Origin of the sequence: Undibacterium sp. TC9W (genome assembly GCF_049339865.1) — a bacterium.
Classification (GTDB): domain Bacteria; phylum Pseudomonadota; class Gammaproteobacteria; order Burkholderiales; family Burkholderiaceae_D; genus Undibacterium.
In genome coordinates this window covers 35,469-52,626 of record NZ_JBMPPJ010000019.1, presented here as the reverse complement: position 1 = coordinate 52,626, position 17,158 = coordinate 35,469, and the positions used below count along the sequence as shown (strand labels likewise).

Annotated in this window: 14 protein-coding genes; 10 read left to right on the top strand and 4 right to left on the bottom strand. The window is 47.4% G+C overall.

The window, feature by feature from the left end; all coding sequences use genetic code 11:
• Nucleotides 1–64: 64 nt before the first annotated feature.
• Together ACO0LN_RS22545 and dnaK are read left to right on the top strand one after the other, a co-directional pair.
• Nucleotides 65–562: a general stress protein gene (locus ACO0LN_RS22545; protein ID WP_422977671.1), complete on the top strand. Its 498-nt coding sequence runs from the start codon at nt 65–67 to the stop codon at nt 560–562.
• Between the two features lie 24 nt (nt 563–586).
• Nucleotides 587–2,515, top strand: a complete 1,929-nt coding sequence (gene dnaK, locus ACO0LN_RS22540) for a molecular chaperone DnaK (protein WP_422977669.1) — start codon at nt 587–589, stop codon at nt 2,513–2,515.
• 377 nt (nt 2,516–2,892) lie between these two features.
• Here the strand turns inward: dnaK and ACO0LN_RS22535 are convergent, their stop codons facing one another.
• The 3 genes from ACO0LN_RS22535 to ACO0LN_RS22525 all read right to left on the bottom strand — a co-directional run bounded on the left by ACO0LN_RS22535 (nt 2,893) and on the right by ACO0LN_RS22525 (nt 4,660).
• Nucleotides 2,893–3,837 carry a CHAD domain-containing protein gene (locus ACO0LN_RS22535; protein WP_422977667.1) on the bottom strand — a complete coding sequence of 315 codons (945 nt, stop codon included), beginning with the start codon at nt 3,835–3,837 and terminating at the stop codon, nt 2,893–2,895.
• Nucleotides 3,838–3,921: 84 nt separating this feature from the next.
• A complete protein-coding gene (locus ACO0LN_RS22530) occupies nt 3,922–4,311 on the bottom strand; it encodes a translational machinery protein (RefSeq protein WP_422977665.1) in 390 nt (129 codons plus the stop codon).
• A gap of 130 nt (nt 4,312–4,441) precedes the next feature.
• Complete coding sequence (locus ACO0LN_RS22525; protein ID WP_422977663.1) at nt 4,442–4,660, bottom strand: hypothetical protein; 219 nt, start codon at nt 4,658–4,660, stop codon at nt 4,442–4,444.
• 278 nt (nt 4,661–4,938) lie between these two features.
• Between ACO0LN_RS22525 and gnd the strand changes: the two genes are divergently transcribed.
• Genes gnd through ACO0LN_RS22485 form a run of 8 tightly spaced genes read left to right on the top strand, consistent with a single transcriptional unit; the run spans nt 4,939 to nt 15,407 of the window.
• Nucleotides 4,939–5,991: a phosphogluconate dehydrogenase (NAD(+)-dependent, decarboxylating) gene (gene gnd / locus ACO0LN_RS22520; protein ID WP_422952321.1), complete on the top strand. Its 1,053-nt coding sequence runs from the start codon at nt 4,939–4,941 to the stop codon at nt 5,989–5,991.
• Nucleotides 5,991–6,776: an HAD family hydrolase gene (locus ACO0LN_RS22515; RefSeq protein WP_422952320.1), complete on the top strand. Its 786-nt coding sequence runs from the start codon at nt 5,991–5,993 to the stop codon at nt 6,774–6,776. The genes gnd and ACO0LN_RS22515 overlap by 1 nt, the downstream gene beginning before the upstream one ends.
• Before the next feature lie 20 nt (nt 6,777–6,796).
• Entirely contained in the window at nt 6,797–7,927 is a 1,131-nt protein-coding gene (gene tal / locus ACO0LN_RS22510; protein ID WP_422977661.1) for a transaldolase, read from the top strand.
• Nucleotides 7,924–10,089 (top strand): transketolase, encoded by a 2,166-nt coding sequence (tkt, locus tag ACO0LN_RS22505; RefSeq protein ID WP_422977659.1) that lies wholly within the window; start codon nt 7,924–7,926, stop codon nt 10,087–10,089. Before tal ends, tkt begins: the two co-directional genes overlap by 4 nt.
• Nucleotides 10,090–10,094: 5 nt before the next feature.
• Nucleotides 10,095–11,762, top strand: a complete 1,668-nt coding sequence (pgm, locus tag ACO0LN_RS22500) for a phosphoglucomutase (alpha-D-glucose-1,6-bisphosphate-dependent) (RefSeq protein WP_422977657.1) — start codon at nt 10,095–10,097, stop codon at nt 11,760–11,762.
• Nucleotides 11,763–11,765: 3 nt separating this feature from the next.
• Nucleotides 11,766–14,150 carry a phosphoketolase family protein gene (locus ACO0LN_RS22495; RefSeq protein WP_422977655.1) on the top strand — a complete coding sequence of 795 codons (2,385 nt, stop codon included), beginning with the start codon at nt 11,766–11,768 and terminating at the stop codon, nt 14,148–14,150.
• A gap of 13 nt (nt 14,151–14,163) precedes the next feature.
• Nucleotides 14,164–15,096 (top strand): DnaJ C-terminal domain-containing protein, encoded by a 933-nt coding sequence (locus ACO0LN_RS22490; protein ID WP_422977653.1) that lies wholly within the window; start codon nt 14,164–14,166, stop codon nt 15,094–15,096.
• Nucleotides 15,093–15,407 carry a chaperone modulator CbpM gene (locus ACO0LN_RS22485; RefSeq protein ID WP_422977651.1) on the top strand — a complete coding sequence of 105 codons (315 nt, stop codon included), beginning with the start codon at nt 15,093–15,095 and terminating at the stop codon, nt 15,405–15,407. The genes ACO0LN_RS22490 and ACO0LN_RS22485 overlap by 4 nt, the downstream gene beginning before the upstream one ends.
• Before the next feature lie 348 nt (nt 15,408–15,755).
• On the opposite strand, the gene ACO0LN_RS22480 is transcribed toward ACO0LN_RS22485, so the two are convergent.
• Nucleotides 15,756–17,126 carry an efflux RND transporter periplasmic adaptor subunit gene (locus ACO0LN_RS22480; protein ID WP_422977649.1) on the bottom strand — a complete coding sequence of 457 codons (1,371 nt, stop codon included), beginning with the start codon at nt 17,124–17,126 and terminating at the stop codon, nt 15,756–15,758.
• Nucleotides 17,127–17,158: the final 32 nt, after the last annotated feature.

The window sequence follows — 17,158 nt, the reverse complement described above, 5'->3', positions numbered from 1 at the left end:
TCTTTGTAGGTGCTGTTTAAATTCTCAATGCTCTCGCATTTCTTCAAATCCTTTAGGGAAAATAATGGACATTAAAAATTCACCCGCCTACATTTATAACACGCACCTAGAAGCGGAAGACGCCATTCGTTCGCTCAGTAAATCTGGCTTCGATGTAAAAAAATTGTCCTTAATTGGTAAGGGCTATCACAGTGAAGAGCAACCAATCGGCTTTTACACAACCGGCGATCGCATTAGATCCTGGGGAGGAAATGGCGCTTTTTGGGGCGGGATATGGGGGCTGCTAATGGCGCCTGCTGTTTTCTTCCTGCCCGGCTTTGGGTTGCTGGCTATGGCTGGTCCCGTGGTCACGGCTTTGGTTGCAGCCCTTGAAGGGGCAATGGTTGTTGGTGGATTGTCTGCAATAGGTGCTGCACTCAGTCAGATAGGTGTATCAGACAAACAGATAATTAAATATGAGATGGCATTAAAAGTTGATAAGTACATTCTCATGGTACATGGCAATGCTGATGACCTGGCACACGCGCATTCGGTTTTAGCAGATGCCGTAGCAGCAACCTGAAGCCTATCCAACAAAGGAATTATCATGACTAAAATTATCGGCATTGATCTCGGTACCACCAATTCTTGCGTTGCAGTGATGGAAAATGGCAAGCCAAAAGTCATTGAGAATTCTGAAGGTGCGCGTACGACGCCATCCATCATTGCCTATCAGGCAGATGGAGAAATCTTGGTGGGCGCACCCGCCAAACGACAAGCAGTGACCAACCCTAAAAATACCTTGTATGCAGTCAAGAGATTAATAGGCCGAAAGTTTGATGAAAAAGAAGTGCAGAAAGATATCGCTCTTATGCCTTTTAACATCCTTAAAGCAGATAACGGTGACGCATGGATAGCCGTGCGCGACAAAAAGCTGGCTCCTCCGCAGATTTCTGCTGAAATCTTGCGCAAGATGAAAAAAACAGCAGAAGATTATCTGGGCACAGAGGTAACTGAAGCAGTAATTACTGTACCCGCCTATTTTAATGATGCCCAACGACAAGCTACTAAGGATGCTGGACGCATCGCTGGGCTGGAAGTAAAGCGGATTATTAACGAACCTACCGCTGCGGCTCTCGCATTTGGTATGGACAAGAACGAAAAAGGCGATCGCAAGATTGCCGTATATGACTTGGGCGGTGGTACTTTCGATGTATCTATCATCGAAATCGCTGAGTTGGCAGGTGAACGTCAGTTTGAAGTTCTGTCCACTAATGGCGATACATTTCTTGGGGGCGAAGACTTCGATCAGCGCATTATTGACTATATCATCGAAGAATTTAAGAAGGTACATGGGCTTGATCTTAAAAAAGACCCTATTGCGCTACAGCGTATCAAGGCTTCTGCAGAACGTGCAAAGATTGAGTTATCGTCTGCGCAGCAAACTGAAATTAACGAGCCATATATCGCTATGGCCAATGGCGCACCTATCCACCTCTCACAGAAGATCACGAGAGCAAAGCTAGAAGCTCTGGTTGAAGAATTGATCAGCGCGACAATAGAACCATGCCGTATTGCAATTCAGGATGCTGGCGTCAAAGTGACTGACATCGATGACATTATTCTTGTTGGTGGTATGACGCGCATGCCAAAAGTCCAGGAGAAAGTGAAAGAATTCTTTGGGAAAGATGCTCGCAAGGATGTTAATCCAGATGAAGCTGTTGCTGTCGGTGCAGCGATTCAGGGCGCAGTGTTATCCGGCGACCAAAAAGATTTACTCTTGCTGGACGTTACACCGTTGTCTCTGGGTATAGAAACAATGGGCGGTGTCATGACCAAGATGATACCTAAAAATACTACGATTCCAACCAAGTTCAGTCAGGTATTTTCGACTGCTGATGACAATCAAGCTGCGGTAACGATCAAGGTGTATCAGGGAGAGAGAGAAATTGCCGCTGGCAACAAGACTTTAGGTGAATTCAATTTGGAAGGAATTCCACCTTCGTCACGCGGTACACCCCAGATAGAAGTCAGTTTTGACATTGATGCCAACGGCATACTGCATGTCGGTGCCAAGGACAAGGCCACCGGAAAAGAGAATAAGATAACAATTAAGGCCAACTCAGGCCTCACTGAAGCAGAGATTCAGACTATGGTAAAGGATGCTGAACTAAATGCTGAAGAAGACAAGAAATTAAAAGATTTGGCGGAATCACGTAATCAGGCTGACACATTAGTCCACACAGTGAGTAAATTGATGCGTGAACATGGTGAAAAGTTGAGTACGCTTGATAAGGAAAAATTTAATACAGCGATCAAAGACTTGGAAGCCGCCATGCTCGGCAATGACAAGTCGGACATAGATGCCAAACAGCTCGCCTTATCCAGTATTGCTCAAGAGTTGAGCCCTAAAATGAATAATCAATCTAACGAGCAACAGGCGCAACAAGACAAGCAAGCGTCTTCAGACATGCATCATGAAAAGCAGGACGGCACTGTTGATGCCGATTTTGAAGAAGTCAAAGAAGCGAAGTAATTTGCTTAAATTGAACTCAAGCTGTGCAGCCTAACTTACCTGTTCAACTGCATTAACAACATAAGCTCTTTTTTGGAGATTCTGTTGTTAATGCAGTGAACCTAATCATCCACGTGGGTCGGCGATAATTCCATCTATGTGATGCTTTGCATCTTCACAAGCAGCATTGATCGCATCGTGCCTGTTATCACGCACACATACTGGCAATGCGCTTTGAAAAGTGTCCAGGCCATGTGCGTCGAAGCATCCAATTTCACAGCTAGCCGACCATCGTCCATCGGATAAGGGAATGGCGAATGGACTGATTATCCAGTCACGATAACTAAGCTTGAATCCTTTACTCACACTATTCTCACTTTAAGAAGAAAATTTGATGTTCACTTAAGGTCTGGTAGATTCATGTGTTTATATAACTTCCAAAGTGGACGTAACTTGTGCTGTTGAGGTATGGATTGCGAAAGCACATACCCACGCGAAAAGTTACAACTTGCCAGATGATCTGGCTTATCTTGAATCAAATCAAGCAGTAGTATTTCAGCGACTGCAGCATCATTACTGACGCCCAAATTGTCCTGCAAGGCACTTAATGAAGCTAAGTATCTATCCATATCTTTTTTAGGAAACAAATCCCGAAAGAATATGCATGAATAGCGGGATCGCTTCACTGCTATCCGGAATTTGTGATTTTCAGAAGGATTTGCATCCTTATCTTGCTTAAGAAGGTGATTGCCAATCTTAAGTAAATGTCGTTGTTGACGCATTAAAATTTTCTTTGCTAAATGCGGGATTTTTTTACTCCATTTCTTGTTCTTATGAGAATTGTCAGGCTCAGCAGATTTTTCTTGCTCAAGCCAATTTGATAAGGCAGACATCATTTGTGAAAAACCATTTTTACTCACCGCATCGTAGGCATTCTTCTCCTCTTTGTTTGTTATATTTAATGCAGTTTTTCCCAGGGTGGATATTTTTAATTCTGCCGGAGCGATTGCTTCGATTTCGATTAGTGACGAATCTGACAGTACTCGCCAATCCCGGGCCAATCCCAATTTTAATGATAAGTTGTCCAGATCAGTCTGCAGCGTTGTGGAAAGCGGTGCAATCTCGTTAAACAATTCCAATGCGGACAACAAACGACGTAGACTTATATGCATTTGTCGAATGTGCTCAGGATTGTCGCGAAGTTGCATTGCTAGCTTGTTTTCTTGAACTTGTCTTAGGCAATTTCTTATTATTGTTTTCACAGCTGACTCTGCCTTCATTTTGCGACGCAATTTCACTTCGTGTATTTTTACTGTCGCAGACTGCTTCACTTGTGGTAACAAATTCACCTCCCAGTTTTAGTGTGATATGACGCTGATACATTCGATGCTATTGATAGATTTAATGATTGATTGCATCTTCAAGACCTAAATTGTTGCGGGTTTAATTTCTTTGAGAAAATAAATTCGTGCATAAGCCAAGAGTTGCGCATCACTTGGATGACCTACTGTCTCTACACTTACAACCTTCTGTGCAATTGCATCATGGTGTTTCAGGAGATACTTCATCAGTTCCAGTTTTTCAAACCCAGGCCCAACAATCAGAATTTCCAACGAGTCTTTTAGCTTGGCGGCGATATCATCAAAATATTGCGTATCCTCAGGTGCCCGGCCTGCTCCCACATTTCCTGCCTTGGTATGCAGATGAGGATGAGTAGAGTGAGTATGGATAATGTCAGTCTCTGCAGTATCCGCATTGAAATGAATGATGTGAGCCTGGACATGATCTATCCATACGAGGACAAGATTAGTTGACATGAAATTTCTTTCTGGGTAGGTGTAAAGACTGATTTGCAAAGAGGATGCGAATCAATAAAGGAGAGAGTCGTAATTGCCGTCGAGCTTGCAACGCGGTCCAGGGAAGTGGTACTTACTACACTTGTCGCCACTATTTGCTATTTTTTTCTGCTTCGTTAAATCCGTGCAGAGGCATGTCAGCATCCACGGCAATAGGGTCACTGGCGGGAAATGTTTCTTTCAAAGCTTCGTCTAAAGCTTTATCCACATCGTCTTCAATATCTGTCATCTTCGGTTGCACATGCGGGATGATTTTAGGTTGAATGTGGATACGCTTCTTTGATTTTGAAGTAATCGATTTTTTAGTCATTTTATTGTCAAACCTGGTTATCAAAAAAATGCGAAAGAGCGTCTTTTATGCCTCTTTTTTACTTCTTTGTATATCGATTTACTTCAAGATTATTTGCGGTGAATTTCTGTACATTCATAAAGCTACCGTACAAGTACTTATTCAAGTGCTTATTCGAATTTTAAACGTATCATGCTGAATTTATTCTGTGCTGTCTGTGTGCCATCGAACAGATGACTTGCTTATTTTGGCTTAATCTATAACTTGTCCGTACTCTCTCTTAAAACAGGTAAACGACTATGCAAATGGGCATGATAGGTTTAGGCAGGATGGGCTCAGGCATGGTTAGGCGTCTGCTTGCAAGTGGGCATGACTGCGTTGTCCATGACTCTTTAGAGCAGGCAATGTCTGAAGTTGAAGCGGATGGTGCAAGTGTTGCCATTTCCTTGCAAAATTTGGTGCTGCAGTTGTCAACACCCCGAGCCATTTGGCTAATGGTGCCAGCAGCAATCGTCGACGGTGTATTGGCAAGTTTATTGCCCTTGCTTGCAAGGGGCGACATTGTTATTGATGGCGGAAATTCTTACTATCGCGACGATATACGACGTAGTTCTGAAATGCAGGAGCAAGGGATACACTACCTTGATGTCGGAACGAGTGGTGGCATAGCAGGTCAGGAGCGTGGCTATTGTCTGATGATAGGTGGCGAAGCCAACACCGTTGCTTATATGCGTCCAATATTTCTGTCGCTTTCACCTGGCGTTGCACTCGCTACCCGTACACCAGGACGTGTGCTCAATGCGCTTGAAGTTAATGATGCTGAACAAGGATTTTTACACTGTGGTGGTTATGGCGCAGGTCATTTCGTCAAGATGATACACAACGGTATTGAGTACGCAATCATGGCCGCCTACGCTGAAGGATTAAACATTCTTCATAGCGCCAATATAGGCAAGCTAGAGTTTAAAGTAGATATCGATGCTGAGAGTACTCCGCTACGCAATCCAGAATTTTATCAGTACGATATGGACTTACCTCAAATTACTGAGGTATGGCGTCGCGGTAGTGTTATTAGCTCCTGGTTGCTTGATTTGACCGCATCAGCCTTGCTTCAAGACCCTCATCTACAAGCTTACGCAGGGCATGTGGCTGACTCCGGCGAGGGCCGCTGGACTATCCTTGCTGGGATTGAAGAGGCGGTTCCCATTAGCGTGATGAGTGCTGCATTGTTTGAGCGCTTCGCTTCTCGAGGAAGGGGGGACTTTGCCAATAGAATGTTATCTGCAATGCGCAATGAATTTGGTGGGCATGTGGAAAAACATAATGCATCTCCCATAGAGAGCCCTCAATAATGTCACCTGAAAAAGATCTTGAGCTTGAAGAAATGCCTGTCAGGAAAAGTCTGGTATTTTTGATTGACGCTGACAACACTTTACTCAACAACGACCAAATTTTATATGAATTAGGCCAACTTCTTTATACAGATTTTGGTTCTGAAAGTGCTGCGCATTATTGGGACATCGTTGAGCAACTGCGCGTCGAATTAGGGTATGCAGACTACTTTGGTGCATTGCAACGCTTCCGGTCTGATCAAGCCTTTTCGATAGAAAATGAGTTTGGCCATAAGCATAGTGCAAACAATCAAGCATTACTGCGGATATCAAGTTTCCTGATGGATTATTTATTTGCAGACCGCTTGTACCCTCATGCTCTGGAGTTGATCGCGCAGCTTGAAACGATAGGAAGCACTGTTATCGTTTCTGATGGAGACATAGCTTATCAGCCACGGAAGATTCTCCGTTCTGGTTTATGGGACGCGGTGGATGGAAGGGTACTGGTTTATATTCACAAAGAAAAAATGATTGCGGCCATCGTTCATCAATACCCAGGGCAGCACTATGTGATGATAGACGATAAATTGCGGGTGCTCACCGCAATGAAGAAACTTATGCAAAACCGACTTACAACCGTATTCGTCCGCCAAGGTCATTTTGCTTTAGATGCAGACACATTGGCTATGTATCCACCTGCAGACATCAGTGTTGATTGCCTGGGGGACCTGATGGACTATAAGTACAACGCATTTGTCAACTTTGACAGTCCAATTGCTGTTAAGTCGTGGCCATTCTCTAGTTAGAAATATTAAATGGAACTAATATGAATGCTCATACCAGCCAATTGCGCGATCTGGGTCAAAGTGTGTGGCTGGATAATATTCATCGTGATCTACTCGAAAGTGGCACATTGCAAAGCTACATCGTCGATTTGAATGTGAGTGGTTTGACTTCAAATCCTACCATTTTCCAACATGCCATAGGATCAGGGACTAGCTATGACTCAGCCATTGTCCAACTCTCTAAAGAGGGATTGACTGGCCAAGAACTCTTTTTTACGTTAGCTCTAGAGGATTTGACGCAGGCAGCGCATTTGCTTGGCCCTATATTTGAAGCAAGTGATGGCGTTGATGGCTGGGTGTCGCTCGAAGTGTCGCCGCTCTTAGCACATGACACGCTCAATATGCTAAGAGCCGCTACGCACTTACACAATCAAGCGGCATTACCTAACCTGTACATCAAAATCCCAGCCACCCCAGCGGGGATGCTGACGATTGAGCAAGCCACCTTCGATGGCATTCCGATCAACGTTACTTTATTGTTTTCGCGTGAACAGTACCTGGCAGCGGCAAATGCTTATTTAAGAGGTATGGAACGACGTCAGCTTGCGGGCTTACATTTACACGTCCATTCAGTTGCCTCTTTGTTCGTGAGTCGCTGGGATGTTGCCGTGAAAGAGGAAATATCTCCTGAATTTCATAACCGCCTTGGTATAGCCATTGCTATGCAATGTTATCAAGCCTATTGCGAGCTGTTAATCTCTGAACGCTGGCAAAACCTGGCGGTTAATGGTGCAATGCCCCAACGGTTGCTATGGGCCAGCACCGGGACTAAAGATACAAATGTATCGGACACGATGTATGTTGAAGCCTTAGTGGCTGCAAATACAATCAATACCGTTCCTGAGAAAACACTATTGGCATTTGCAGACCATGGCAAGGTAGCTACAGTATTGCCAAAGGATGGAGGCTATGCAAACGAGGTGGTGGAAGAATTCAGGCGTGAGGGTGTTGATGTCGAAGCGCTTGCATCCCGTTTGCAAGACCAAGGTGTTCTCGCATTCACAGCTTCATGGAATGAAATGATGTCCGTCATCGAGGATAAGTGTAAACAAATTGACCTGGCTGCAAATTCGACAAACACCGCCGCACTAACAATTAGTTCCTTTTCATGAATGCCGACCATACTCTCAAAGAGAGTAGTGGTACAGCCAGGCAAGATTCGCTTGCCGCGCTCGATGTGCTTTGTATCAATACCTTGCGTACGCTCTCCATTGACATGGTAGAAAAGGCGAAATCGGGTCACCCTGGCACCCCCATGGGTGCAGCGCCAACTGCGTATTGTGTTTGGCAACGTTATCTGCGATTTGATATCGATGACCCTGGGTGGCTCAATCGAGATCGTTTTGTGTTGTCTGTCGGTCATGCATCAGCTTTGTTATACAGCATGCTTTATTTATGTGGTGTCAAGTCGAAAGCCGATGATTTTTCTGACAATCTCGCCGTCAGCATGGCAGATCTGCAAAGCTTTCGTCAGGCTGGCAGCCGCTGCACAGGGCATCCGGAACACGGCTGGACTGCGGGGGTAGAAGCTACCACAGGGCCACTTGGTCAAGGTTTGGCGAACAGTGTTGGCATGGCAATTGCGCAACGCTGGCTGGCCGCCACCTACAACAGACCTGGCTATGCCCTGTTTGACTACAATGTTTACACCTTGTGTGGTGATGGCGACATGATGGAAGGTATCAGTGCTGAAGCGGCCTCCCTGGCAGGCCATTTGGAATTGGCCAATCTTTGCTGGATTTACGACAGCAATCACGTCAGCATTGAAGGTACGACTGCAATCACCTTTACAGAAGATGTCGTAGCAAGATTTCGTGCCTATGGCTGGCAAGTCATCAGCGTAGCTGATGCGAATAACCTGGATCAACAGACCAGTGCCTTACAGCGTTTTGTCGACACCCAGGACAGGCCAACGCTGATCGTCGTGCAAAGCCATATAGGCTATGGTGCACCCCACAAGCAAGACAGCCGGGAGGCACATGGCGAACCACTTGGCATTGACGAAGCGAGGCTGGCAAAACAGTCTTATCACATGGACCCGGATGCGCAATTTGCCGTACCTGACGGCGTGCAGGCACACTTCAGTGCGCAATTTGGTCAACGTGGCAAAGACGCCCATACCTCGTGGAATAGCTTGTTTGCCGACTATTGCCAGCAGCATCCCCAACTCGCAAAACAAATTGATTGCATGCAGGCCAGTGAATTGCCAGACGGCTGGGATCTTGCCTTACCTGACTTTGCACCAGACGAAAAAGGGCTCTCCACACGAGAAGCCTCGGGCAAAGTCTTGAATGCCATCGCGGCACACATGCCATGGCTACTTGGCGGCGCAGCCGATCTGGCACCATCCACCAAGACAAATTTGAATTTTGACGCGGCAGGTGATTTTGAAGCCCTTGTCGCCATCGACAACGCCTACTTCAGCGCTGAATTGGGGAATGAATCTGCCAGTTATGCAGGACGAAATTTCCATTTCGGCATACGTGAACATGCCATGTGTGCTATCGCCAATGGCATGGCACTATCCAGGTTACGGCCTTTTGCAGCCAGTTTCTTTGTATTTACCGACTATGCTCGTGCGGCGATCCGCTTGTCAGCAATGATGGGCATGCCGGTCATTTATCTTTGGACGCATGACTCGATTAGCATGGGCGAAGACGGTCCTACTCACCAGCCTGTAGAGCAGCTCGCGTCATTTCGTGCCATGCCCGGCATGGTTTTACTGCGCCCGGCGGACGCGAATGAAGTACTGGAAGCCTGGCAGGTGATCATGAAAACCAGTGATCGCCCTTCCAGCCTGGTCTTGTCGCGGCAGGCATTGCCTACGATAGACCGACAAAAATACGCCAGCGCCAGTGGAGTCGCAAAGGGTGCTTATATACTCGCCGATGCGGTCGATGAAAGACCAGAAGTACTACTACTGGGAACGGGAAGCGAAGTAGCACTCTGTATTGCCGCTTACGAGCAACTGAGCGCAGAAGGCATTCGCGCCCGCGTCGTCAGCATGCCATCCTGGGATTTATTTGAAAGCCAGAGCGAAGCTTATCGTGATCACGTATTGCCACCAGGCGTGCTGGCCCGGGTATCGGTTGAAGCAGCATCGGCATTTGGCTGGGAACGTTATACCGGCCAGCATGGCACGATGATATCCGTGCAGTCGTTTGGCCTTTCCGCTCCGGGCAAAGTAGTCGAAACCCATTTTGGTTTCGATGTCTCCCATGTCGTTGCGGCAGCCAGGGCGCAGGCATTACGTCATCGTTCATCTATCGGGTAAAAACCATGACAACATCTATTCATCCACTGGCAGGCAAACTGGCACCATTGTCTTCACTGATCAACATTTCAAAATTGGTCACGGCTTATTTCACTTTAAAGCCGGATCCATCCATTCTGGAACAAAGAGTCAAGTTTGGTACATCCGGGCATCGTGGATCAGCTTACGACAGTGCATTCAATGAAGCCCACGTGCTGGCAATCACACAGGCAATTTGTGATTTTCGCAACTTAAATGACATTAATGGCCCACTTTTTCTGGGTATGGATACGCATGCCTTATCCGAACCGGCATGCGCCAGCGCCATGGAAGTACTGGCGGCAAATCGCGTCGAGGTCATGCTGGCGAGCAATGATGAATACACACCTACCCCGGCCATCTCCCTTGCGATATTGAGTTACAACAAACGGCGCGATCATCTCACAGGCCTGGCAGACGGCATCGTTCTTACTCCGTCCCACAATCCACCGCGTGACGGCGGGTTTAAATACAATCCAACTAACGGTGGTCCGGCCAATCAGCAAATTACCGAATGGATAGAAAACGCAGCAAATCAATATCTGGAGAATGATCTGGCAGGTGTACGCCGCATCACCAGCAGTAAAGCCATGCAGGCAAAGACCACGCATCGTTACAACTTCATGGATTTTTATGTCGATGAAATTGGCAGCGTCGTCAATATGAATGCCATTCGTGACGGACAGATACGCATCGGCGTAGACCCGCTTGGCGGTGCTGGCGTCCATTATTGGTCAGCCATCGCAGACCGCTATCAGTTAGACCTGACAGTGGTCAATAACGTGATTGACCCCAGCTTTGCTTTTATGCCACTAGACTGGGATGGTCAGATCCGCATGGACCCGTCTTCAAAATATGCCATGCAGGGCCTGATCAGCATGCAAGACAAGTTTGATATTGCCTTCGCCTGCGACACCGACCATGACAGGCACGGCATTGTCAGCAGGTCGGCGGGCTTGTTACCACCCAATCATTACCTCGCAGTTGCCATTGATTATCTATTTACACACAGGCCACAGTGGGCTGGTTCTGCCGGAATTGGCAAAACAGTCGTCAGTACACAATTGATAGACAGGCTGGCAAAAAAACTGGAACGTGGTCTGTACGAAGTGCCGGTAGGTTTTAAATGGTTCGTTGATGGCTTGCAGAGTGGTGCCCTGGGTTTTTGTGGAGAAGAAAGCGCAGGGGCGAGTTTTCTGCGCATAGATGGTTCGGTGTGGATGACAGAAAAAGATGGTATTTCCACCGCCCTGCTGGCAGCAGAAATGACAGCAAAAACAGGCTACGACCCTGGTGTTTTGTACCGCAAACTGGCAAACGAATTAGGCGACCCCTTTTTTGAACGCGTAGATGCCCCGGCAACAAGACAGCAAAAACGAAAACTCGCGGCTTTATCTGAAAAACAGATCAGCGTAGGCGATCTTGGTGGTGACAAGATAGAACAGATACTTACTCGTGCTCCTGGCAATAACAATGCGATCTGTGGGATCAAGGTCGTGACTGCCAATGCCTGGTTTGCTGCACGCCCCTCTGGCACAGAAGACACTTACAAAATATACGCAGAGAGTTTTATTGGCGAAGCCCATCTGCAGCAAGTTCTTCATGAAGCGCAGGCTGTTGTTGATAATGCAATTTTATCATTGGAAGAAGGGTAGATCATGGACACATTTAATCCCTATACTTCGCATCCTCTTTCTGCCGAGCTGCTAGAAAAAATGCATGACTACTGGCGTGCGGCAAACTATCTCACCGTGGGGCAAATCTATCTTCAGGCGAATCCTCTTCTCAAAGAACCATTGAAACTGGAGCACATTAAACCTCGCCTTTTAGGGCATTGGGGTACAACTCCCGGTTTGAATTTTATCTATGTACATTTAAACAGGCTGATCAAAGAGAACGACCTCAATATGATCTATGTGATTGGTCCCGGCCACGGTGGGCCAGGTATCGTTGCGCATACCTATCTTGAAGGTTCGTACACAGAACACTATCCTGCCATAGAACGGAATCAAAACGGCATGTTGCGATTGTTCCGTCAATTTTCGTGGCCAAACGGCATTCCTAGTCATGTCTCGCCAGACATCCCAGGCTCTATTCATGAAGGCGGTGAATTAGGTTACTCTCTGGTACACGCTTATGGCGCAGCATTTGATAATCCCGACCTGATCGTTGCATGTGTCATTGGTGATGGTGAAGCAGAAACTGGTGCTTTGGCGGCGAGCTGGCATTCGAATAAATTTCTCAACCCCGCACTGGATGGCGCGGTGCTCCCCATTCTTCATTTGAATGGATATAAAATTGCTAATCCTACAGTTCTTGCGCGCATTAGTCGTGAAGAGTTGTGTGAATTGCTGCGAGGCTATGGTCATGAACCTTACTTTGTCGAGGGTGATGATCCAGCGTTGATGCATCAAGCCTTGGCAGCGACACTTGACGCTGTGTTGCAGAAAATCAGAGACATTCAACATCTTGCACGCAATGCCATAGCAAAAGATGAATTGCAACGTCCTCGTTGGCCGATGATCGTATTTTGTAGTCCCAAAGGCTGGACGGGACCCAAATTCGTTGATCAATTGGCGGTCGAGAATACGTGGCGGGCACACCAGGTGCCGATTGCTGACTTCAAAAATCCACAACATCTGGCTCAACTTGAAGCGTGGCTGCAAAGCTATCAGGCCAATAAGCTTTTTGATGAAAATGGCAGATTATTGGAAGAGTTGGCGGACCTGGCTCCGACCGGACATCGACGTATGGGGGCTAATCCGCATGCCAATGGTGGGGGCATATTACAAGCTTTGCAAATGCCTCACATGCATGATTATGCGGTTGCTGTTCCTATGCCTGGCTCGGTTAAAGCTGAGGCAACGCGCGTACTTGGAGATTTCTTGCGGCAGGTGATGCTCAATAGTCTTGATGCAAAGAATTTTCGCCTCTTTGGTCCTGATGAGACCGCGTCGAACCGCCTTGATGCCGTCTTTAAGGTGACCGGCAAAGCCTGGATGGCAGACATCAAGGACATTGACCTTCACCTTAGTGTCAATGGTCGGGTCATGGAAGTGTTAAGCGAACATCTTTGCCAGGGCTGGCTGGAGGGTTACTTGCTCACTGGGCGGCATGGCCTGTTTTCTTGCTACGAAGCGTTCATACATATTGTTGATTCAATGATGAATCAACATGCAAAATGGCTTAAAGTCTGCAATGACATCCCGTGGCGCGCACCGATTGCGTCACTCAATTATTTGCTGACTTCGCATGTCTGGCGCCAGGATCACAATGGCTTCTCACACCAGGACCCAGGGTTCATTGATCATGTCGCCAACAAAAAATCTGAGGTGGTTCGTATTTATCTTCCTCCTGATGCCAATTGTCTATTATCAGTCACCGACCATTGCCTGCGCAGCCGCAACTATGTGAATGTCATTGTTGCTGGTAAACAGCCAGAATGGCAATGGCTGGATATGGCAGCAGCAATTCGACATTGTACTGTTGGTGCGGGTATCTGGCAGTGGGCGAGCAATGATATCGGAAGCCCAGATGTAGTTATGGCTTGCGCAGGCGATGTACCTACACTAGAAACCATTGCAGCAGTTAGCTTATTGCGCAGCTATGTACCGGGAATTCGTATCCGTGTAGTCAATGTCGTTGATCTGATGGTGTTGCAGCCTCAGTCTGAGCATCCCCATGGTCTGGATGATAATGAATTTGATAACTTATTTTCGACTGACAAGCCAGTCATATTTGCATTTCATGGTTACCCGGCATTGGTACATAAACTGACTTATCGGCGACATAACCATAGCAATTTTCATGTTCGTGGTTATCGGGAAGAGGGCACTACCACAACACCGTTTGATATGGTCGTATTGAATAATCTTGATCGCTACCAGTTGGCACTTGACGCGATTATGCATATACCACGCTTTAGCGATCAGATACCAATTGCACAGGCACGATACTGGACAACGATGGAGCGTCATAAACGCTTTATATGTGAACATGGAGAAGATTTGCCCGAGGTAATTAATTGGCGCTGGATAAATTAAAGACTGGATTCCCATGAAATATAAAGATTATTACGAAGTTCTGGGTGTAGACAGGACGGCGACATTAGATGATGTCAAGAAAGCCTATCGCAAGTTGGCTCACCTGTATCATCCCGATATATCAAAAGACCCAAAAGGCGAGGAGAAATTCAAAGAAATTGCTGAAGCTTATGCTACTTTGAAGAACACAGATAAACGCGCAGACTACGACAAAATAGGCAGCCATAAAAACGGTGAAAATTTCACGCCACCTCCTGAATGGCAAGCGCAATACGGAGCAGGTGCTTCAAGTTTTGATGATGTTGATATTTCCGATTTCTTCAGTGCATTCAGGTCAGGCGGGCAAAAAAGAGCACATTCTCCATTGCGAGGTGAGGATTATTCGGTTTCCGTTTCCGTGCCACTCGAAACAATCTTTCACGGGGGACCAGTCAATGTATCTGTCGAAATGCCAGAATATGACCAACATGGCTTGCCTCATCGCAAGCCTCATACTTTTCGGATCACCATCCCAAAAGGAGCGCAAGAAGGTCAGCGCATGCGGCTTGCTGGTAAAGGTGGCCCTGGCCTCAATGGCGGTCAATCGGGTGATCTCTATGCGGTTCTGACAATTTCTCCGCATCCTTTGTTCAGGGTCAGTGGCAGTGACCTGTATTTTGACTTGCCACTGTCTCCTTGGGAAGCAGCACTTGGCGCGAGCATGCAGATTCCGACTCCTGGCGGCAATGTAGAACTCAAGGTAAAGTCAGGCACATCTTCGGGACAGCGTCTGCGCTTGTCAAAACGCGGGTTACCAAAAGTAGACGGACAAATCGGCGATCTGTATGCAGTTGCACAAATTCAGGTTCCAAAAGAAATTAGCAAGGCCGAACAAGATATCTACCAACAGCTTTCTGGACTATCCACCTTCCAGCCCCGTGCCCACTTCAACTTGGAGGCTAAATGAACGTTCAAATTGCAGAATGGACTTTGCTCAATGATCAAAATGCCTGCTCCATCACTTACCTGTGTGATGTATCAGGCTTATCAGAAGGGGAAGTCAATGAGTTGATTGAAAATGGTCTAATTACTCCGATTGACGACAATGCGATGGCAAAGATATTTCCTATGCATTCCATTGTTACAGTGAGCAGTGCCCGCAGGCTGCGTGACGACTTTGAATTGGATAGTCATGGCATGATATTGGCACTCACCCTGATGCAGCGCATAGATGACTTGCAAAGTGAGTTACAACAGCTTCGTGCACAATTCAATTAAGTGAAAATAATAATCTGATAGTGCCGGCCTTTGTTGCCATGGTGGATTCAAGTTCGAAGTGCAACTTGATCTTAGTGCGATTGAATCTGAGCCTGAAATGCTTCGAGTGATTTTTGCAGTCAAGGTATTTTTAGGTCGATTCATGTTTCGCGCCTCCTTTTGCAAACGTATTTCAGTAGCGATCTTTTTGTTTTATCGTCAGGTGGTGTTGTTGGTACATGCAAAATTTGAACATCCTAAAGTAATGCCATATATTGTCTTGGTGGATTTCCATCGATTCTGGCAAAGATTCCAGACTCCTTTCTATGCCCTCGAAACCAAAAGTCAATTCTGTGTTCTATCTAATATTCAACGCATCTTCACTGCCGCTTTGTCCTTAAGTTTGCTATCGGGATACACAATCACTTGGGTGCCTACGGGTAGCCCTTCTTTCACCCAGGCACTGACGCCATTGCGAGCTTCTACGCTGATTTCTTTCAGGACGGCATGGTTCTTTTCAACAACAAATACGCCAGAGCGGGAGCCTATGGGGAACAGGGCGCTCACCGGTACCATGATGGCATTTTCCACCACTTGCACCAATACCCGCACGTCGACCTTGAAGGCGTCGCCCAATGCCTGCCATTGCGCAGCCGGGGCTATTATGTCGATGACCACATAGACGCGCTGTTCTTCTACGCCCAGCGCCGACACTTTAGTAAATGCGGCTGGCTCAACCCAGCGCACCTTGCTACTGAGCACTTCTGCACCGCCCCAGTTCAGTAATTGTACGGCAGTACCTGGGCGCACTTGAGTGGCGTCTTCGGTCAGGAGATCAACCACCACTTCCAGCTTGGTCGGGTCACCTAGTTCCAGCAAGCCTGCGCCTGCCGATACACTTGTTTCGCTTTGTTGCAATATTTTCAACACTTTGCCGCTGACTGGTGCCTTGATAGCAAAGCTGGGCTGCGAACCACCCAACGGCGCTTGCGCAAACTGTTTTAGTACAGCGCGAGACTGTTCCAGATCATGCCTTGCTGCATTTTCTTCCTGTCGCGCAGTTTCCAGTTCGTGGATGCGCAGGCTCAGATTGAGCCGTCCGGTTTCATTCTGATTGGGTGATACAAAACCTTGTCTCGCCAAGGCTTCACTGCGCCTTAAGTCTGCCTGGGCCTGATCCAATGCCGCGTTCGCATGCCCCACGTTGGCCTGGGTGCGCGCCAGCGATGCTGCCACACTAGCAATGCGCGCACTTTGCTCGTCGCGGGCGCGCTCGTCCAGTAAGGCAGGTGCCATTGGCCACAACAGTGCCACGGTATCACCTTGTGTGACGCTGTCGCCTTGATTTAGTAGTACCCGTCCCACGCGGCCTGCCAGTGGAGTAGAGACAATGTAGCGGTTGCGCACACGAGTTTTGCCATATTCCTGTATGGCACGTTCAAACCGGCCTTGGGTCACCTTGGCTACTTCCACGCTCAGCGGCTTGGGTTTGAATGCCCACACCAGCAGCGCGATAACTACCAAGTTCACGCCCGCGATGATCAGATAGCGTTTCAGTTTGGTCTTGGGCTTAGTTGCTGGTGCTGGTGGGGCGGTGGCGGGCGGAACAGGTGACGTGCCGGACGTCGGCGCAACGGGTGTCACTGGCAGAGTCGCAGGTGCGACTTGCGTCGGAGAAGGAGGTGCCAGCGGTACCGCGCTCGGCTCTTGTGCGCTTGTTGGGGGCGGGCTATCAGTCATATTAATTCCAGGTTATTGTTGAGACGAAATCA

What these genes read in the sequence shown, in the direction of transcription:
- ACO0LN_RS22490 (WP_422977653.1), top strand. Translation starts at nt 14,164, where the DNA reads ATGAAATATAAAGATTATTACGAAGTTCTGGGTGTAGACAGGACGGCG.
- dnaK (WP_422977669.1), top strand. Translation starts at nt 587, where the DNA reads ATGACTAAAATTATCGGCATTGATCTCGGTACCACCAATTCTTGCGTT.
- ACO0LN_RS22545 (WP_422977671.1), top strand. Translation starts at nt 65, where the DNA reads ATGGACATTAAAAATTCACCCGCCTACATTTATAACACGCACCTAGAA.
- ACO0LN_RS22485 (WP_422977651.1), top strand. Translation starts at nt 15,093, where the DNA reads ATGAACGTTCAAATTGCAGAATGGACTTTGCTCAATGATCAAAATGCC.
- ACO0LN_RS22515 (WP_422952320.1), top strand. Translation starts at nt 5,991, where the DNA reads ATGTCACCTGAAAAAGATCTTGAGCTTGAAGAAATGCCTGTCAGGAAA.
- gnd (WP_422952321.1), top strand. Translation starts at nt 4,939, where the DNA reads ATGCAAATGGGCATGATAGGTTTAGGCAGGATGGGCTCAGGCATGGTT.
- ACO0LN_RS22480 (WP_422977649.1), bottom strand. Translation starts at nt 17,126, where the DNA reads ATGACTGATAGCCCGCCCCCAACAAGCGCACAAGAGCCGAGCGCGGTA.
- tkt (WP_422977659.1), top strand. Translation starts at nt 7,924, where the DNA reads ATGAATGCCGACCATACTCTCAAAGAGAGTAGTGGTACAGCCAGGCAA.
- ACO0LN_RS22525 (WP_422977663.1), bottom strand. Translation starts at nt 4,660, where the DNA reads ATGACTAAAAAATCGATTACTTCAAAATCAAAGAAGCGTATCCACATT.
- ACO0LN_RS22530 (WP_422977665.1), bottom strand. Translation starts at nt 4,311, where the DNA reads ATGTCAACTAATCTTGTCCTCGTATGGATAGATCATGTCCAGGCTCAC.
- ACO0LN_RS22495 (WP_422977655.1), top strand. Translation starts at nt 11,766, where the DNA reads ATGGACACATTTAATCCCTATACTTCGCATCCTCTTTCTGCCGAGCTG.
- pgm (WP_422977657.1), top strand. Translation starts at nt 10,095, where the DNA reads ATGACAACATCTATTCATCCACTGGCAGGCAAACTGGCACCATTGTCT.
- tal (WP_422977661.1), top strand. Translation starts at nt 6,797, where the DNA reads ATGAATGCTCATACCAGCCAATTGCGCGATCTGGGTCAAAGTGTGTGG.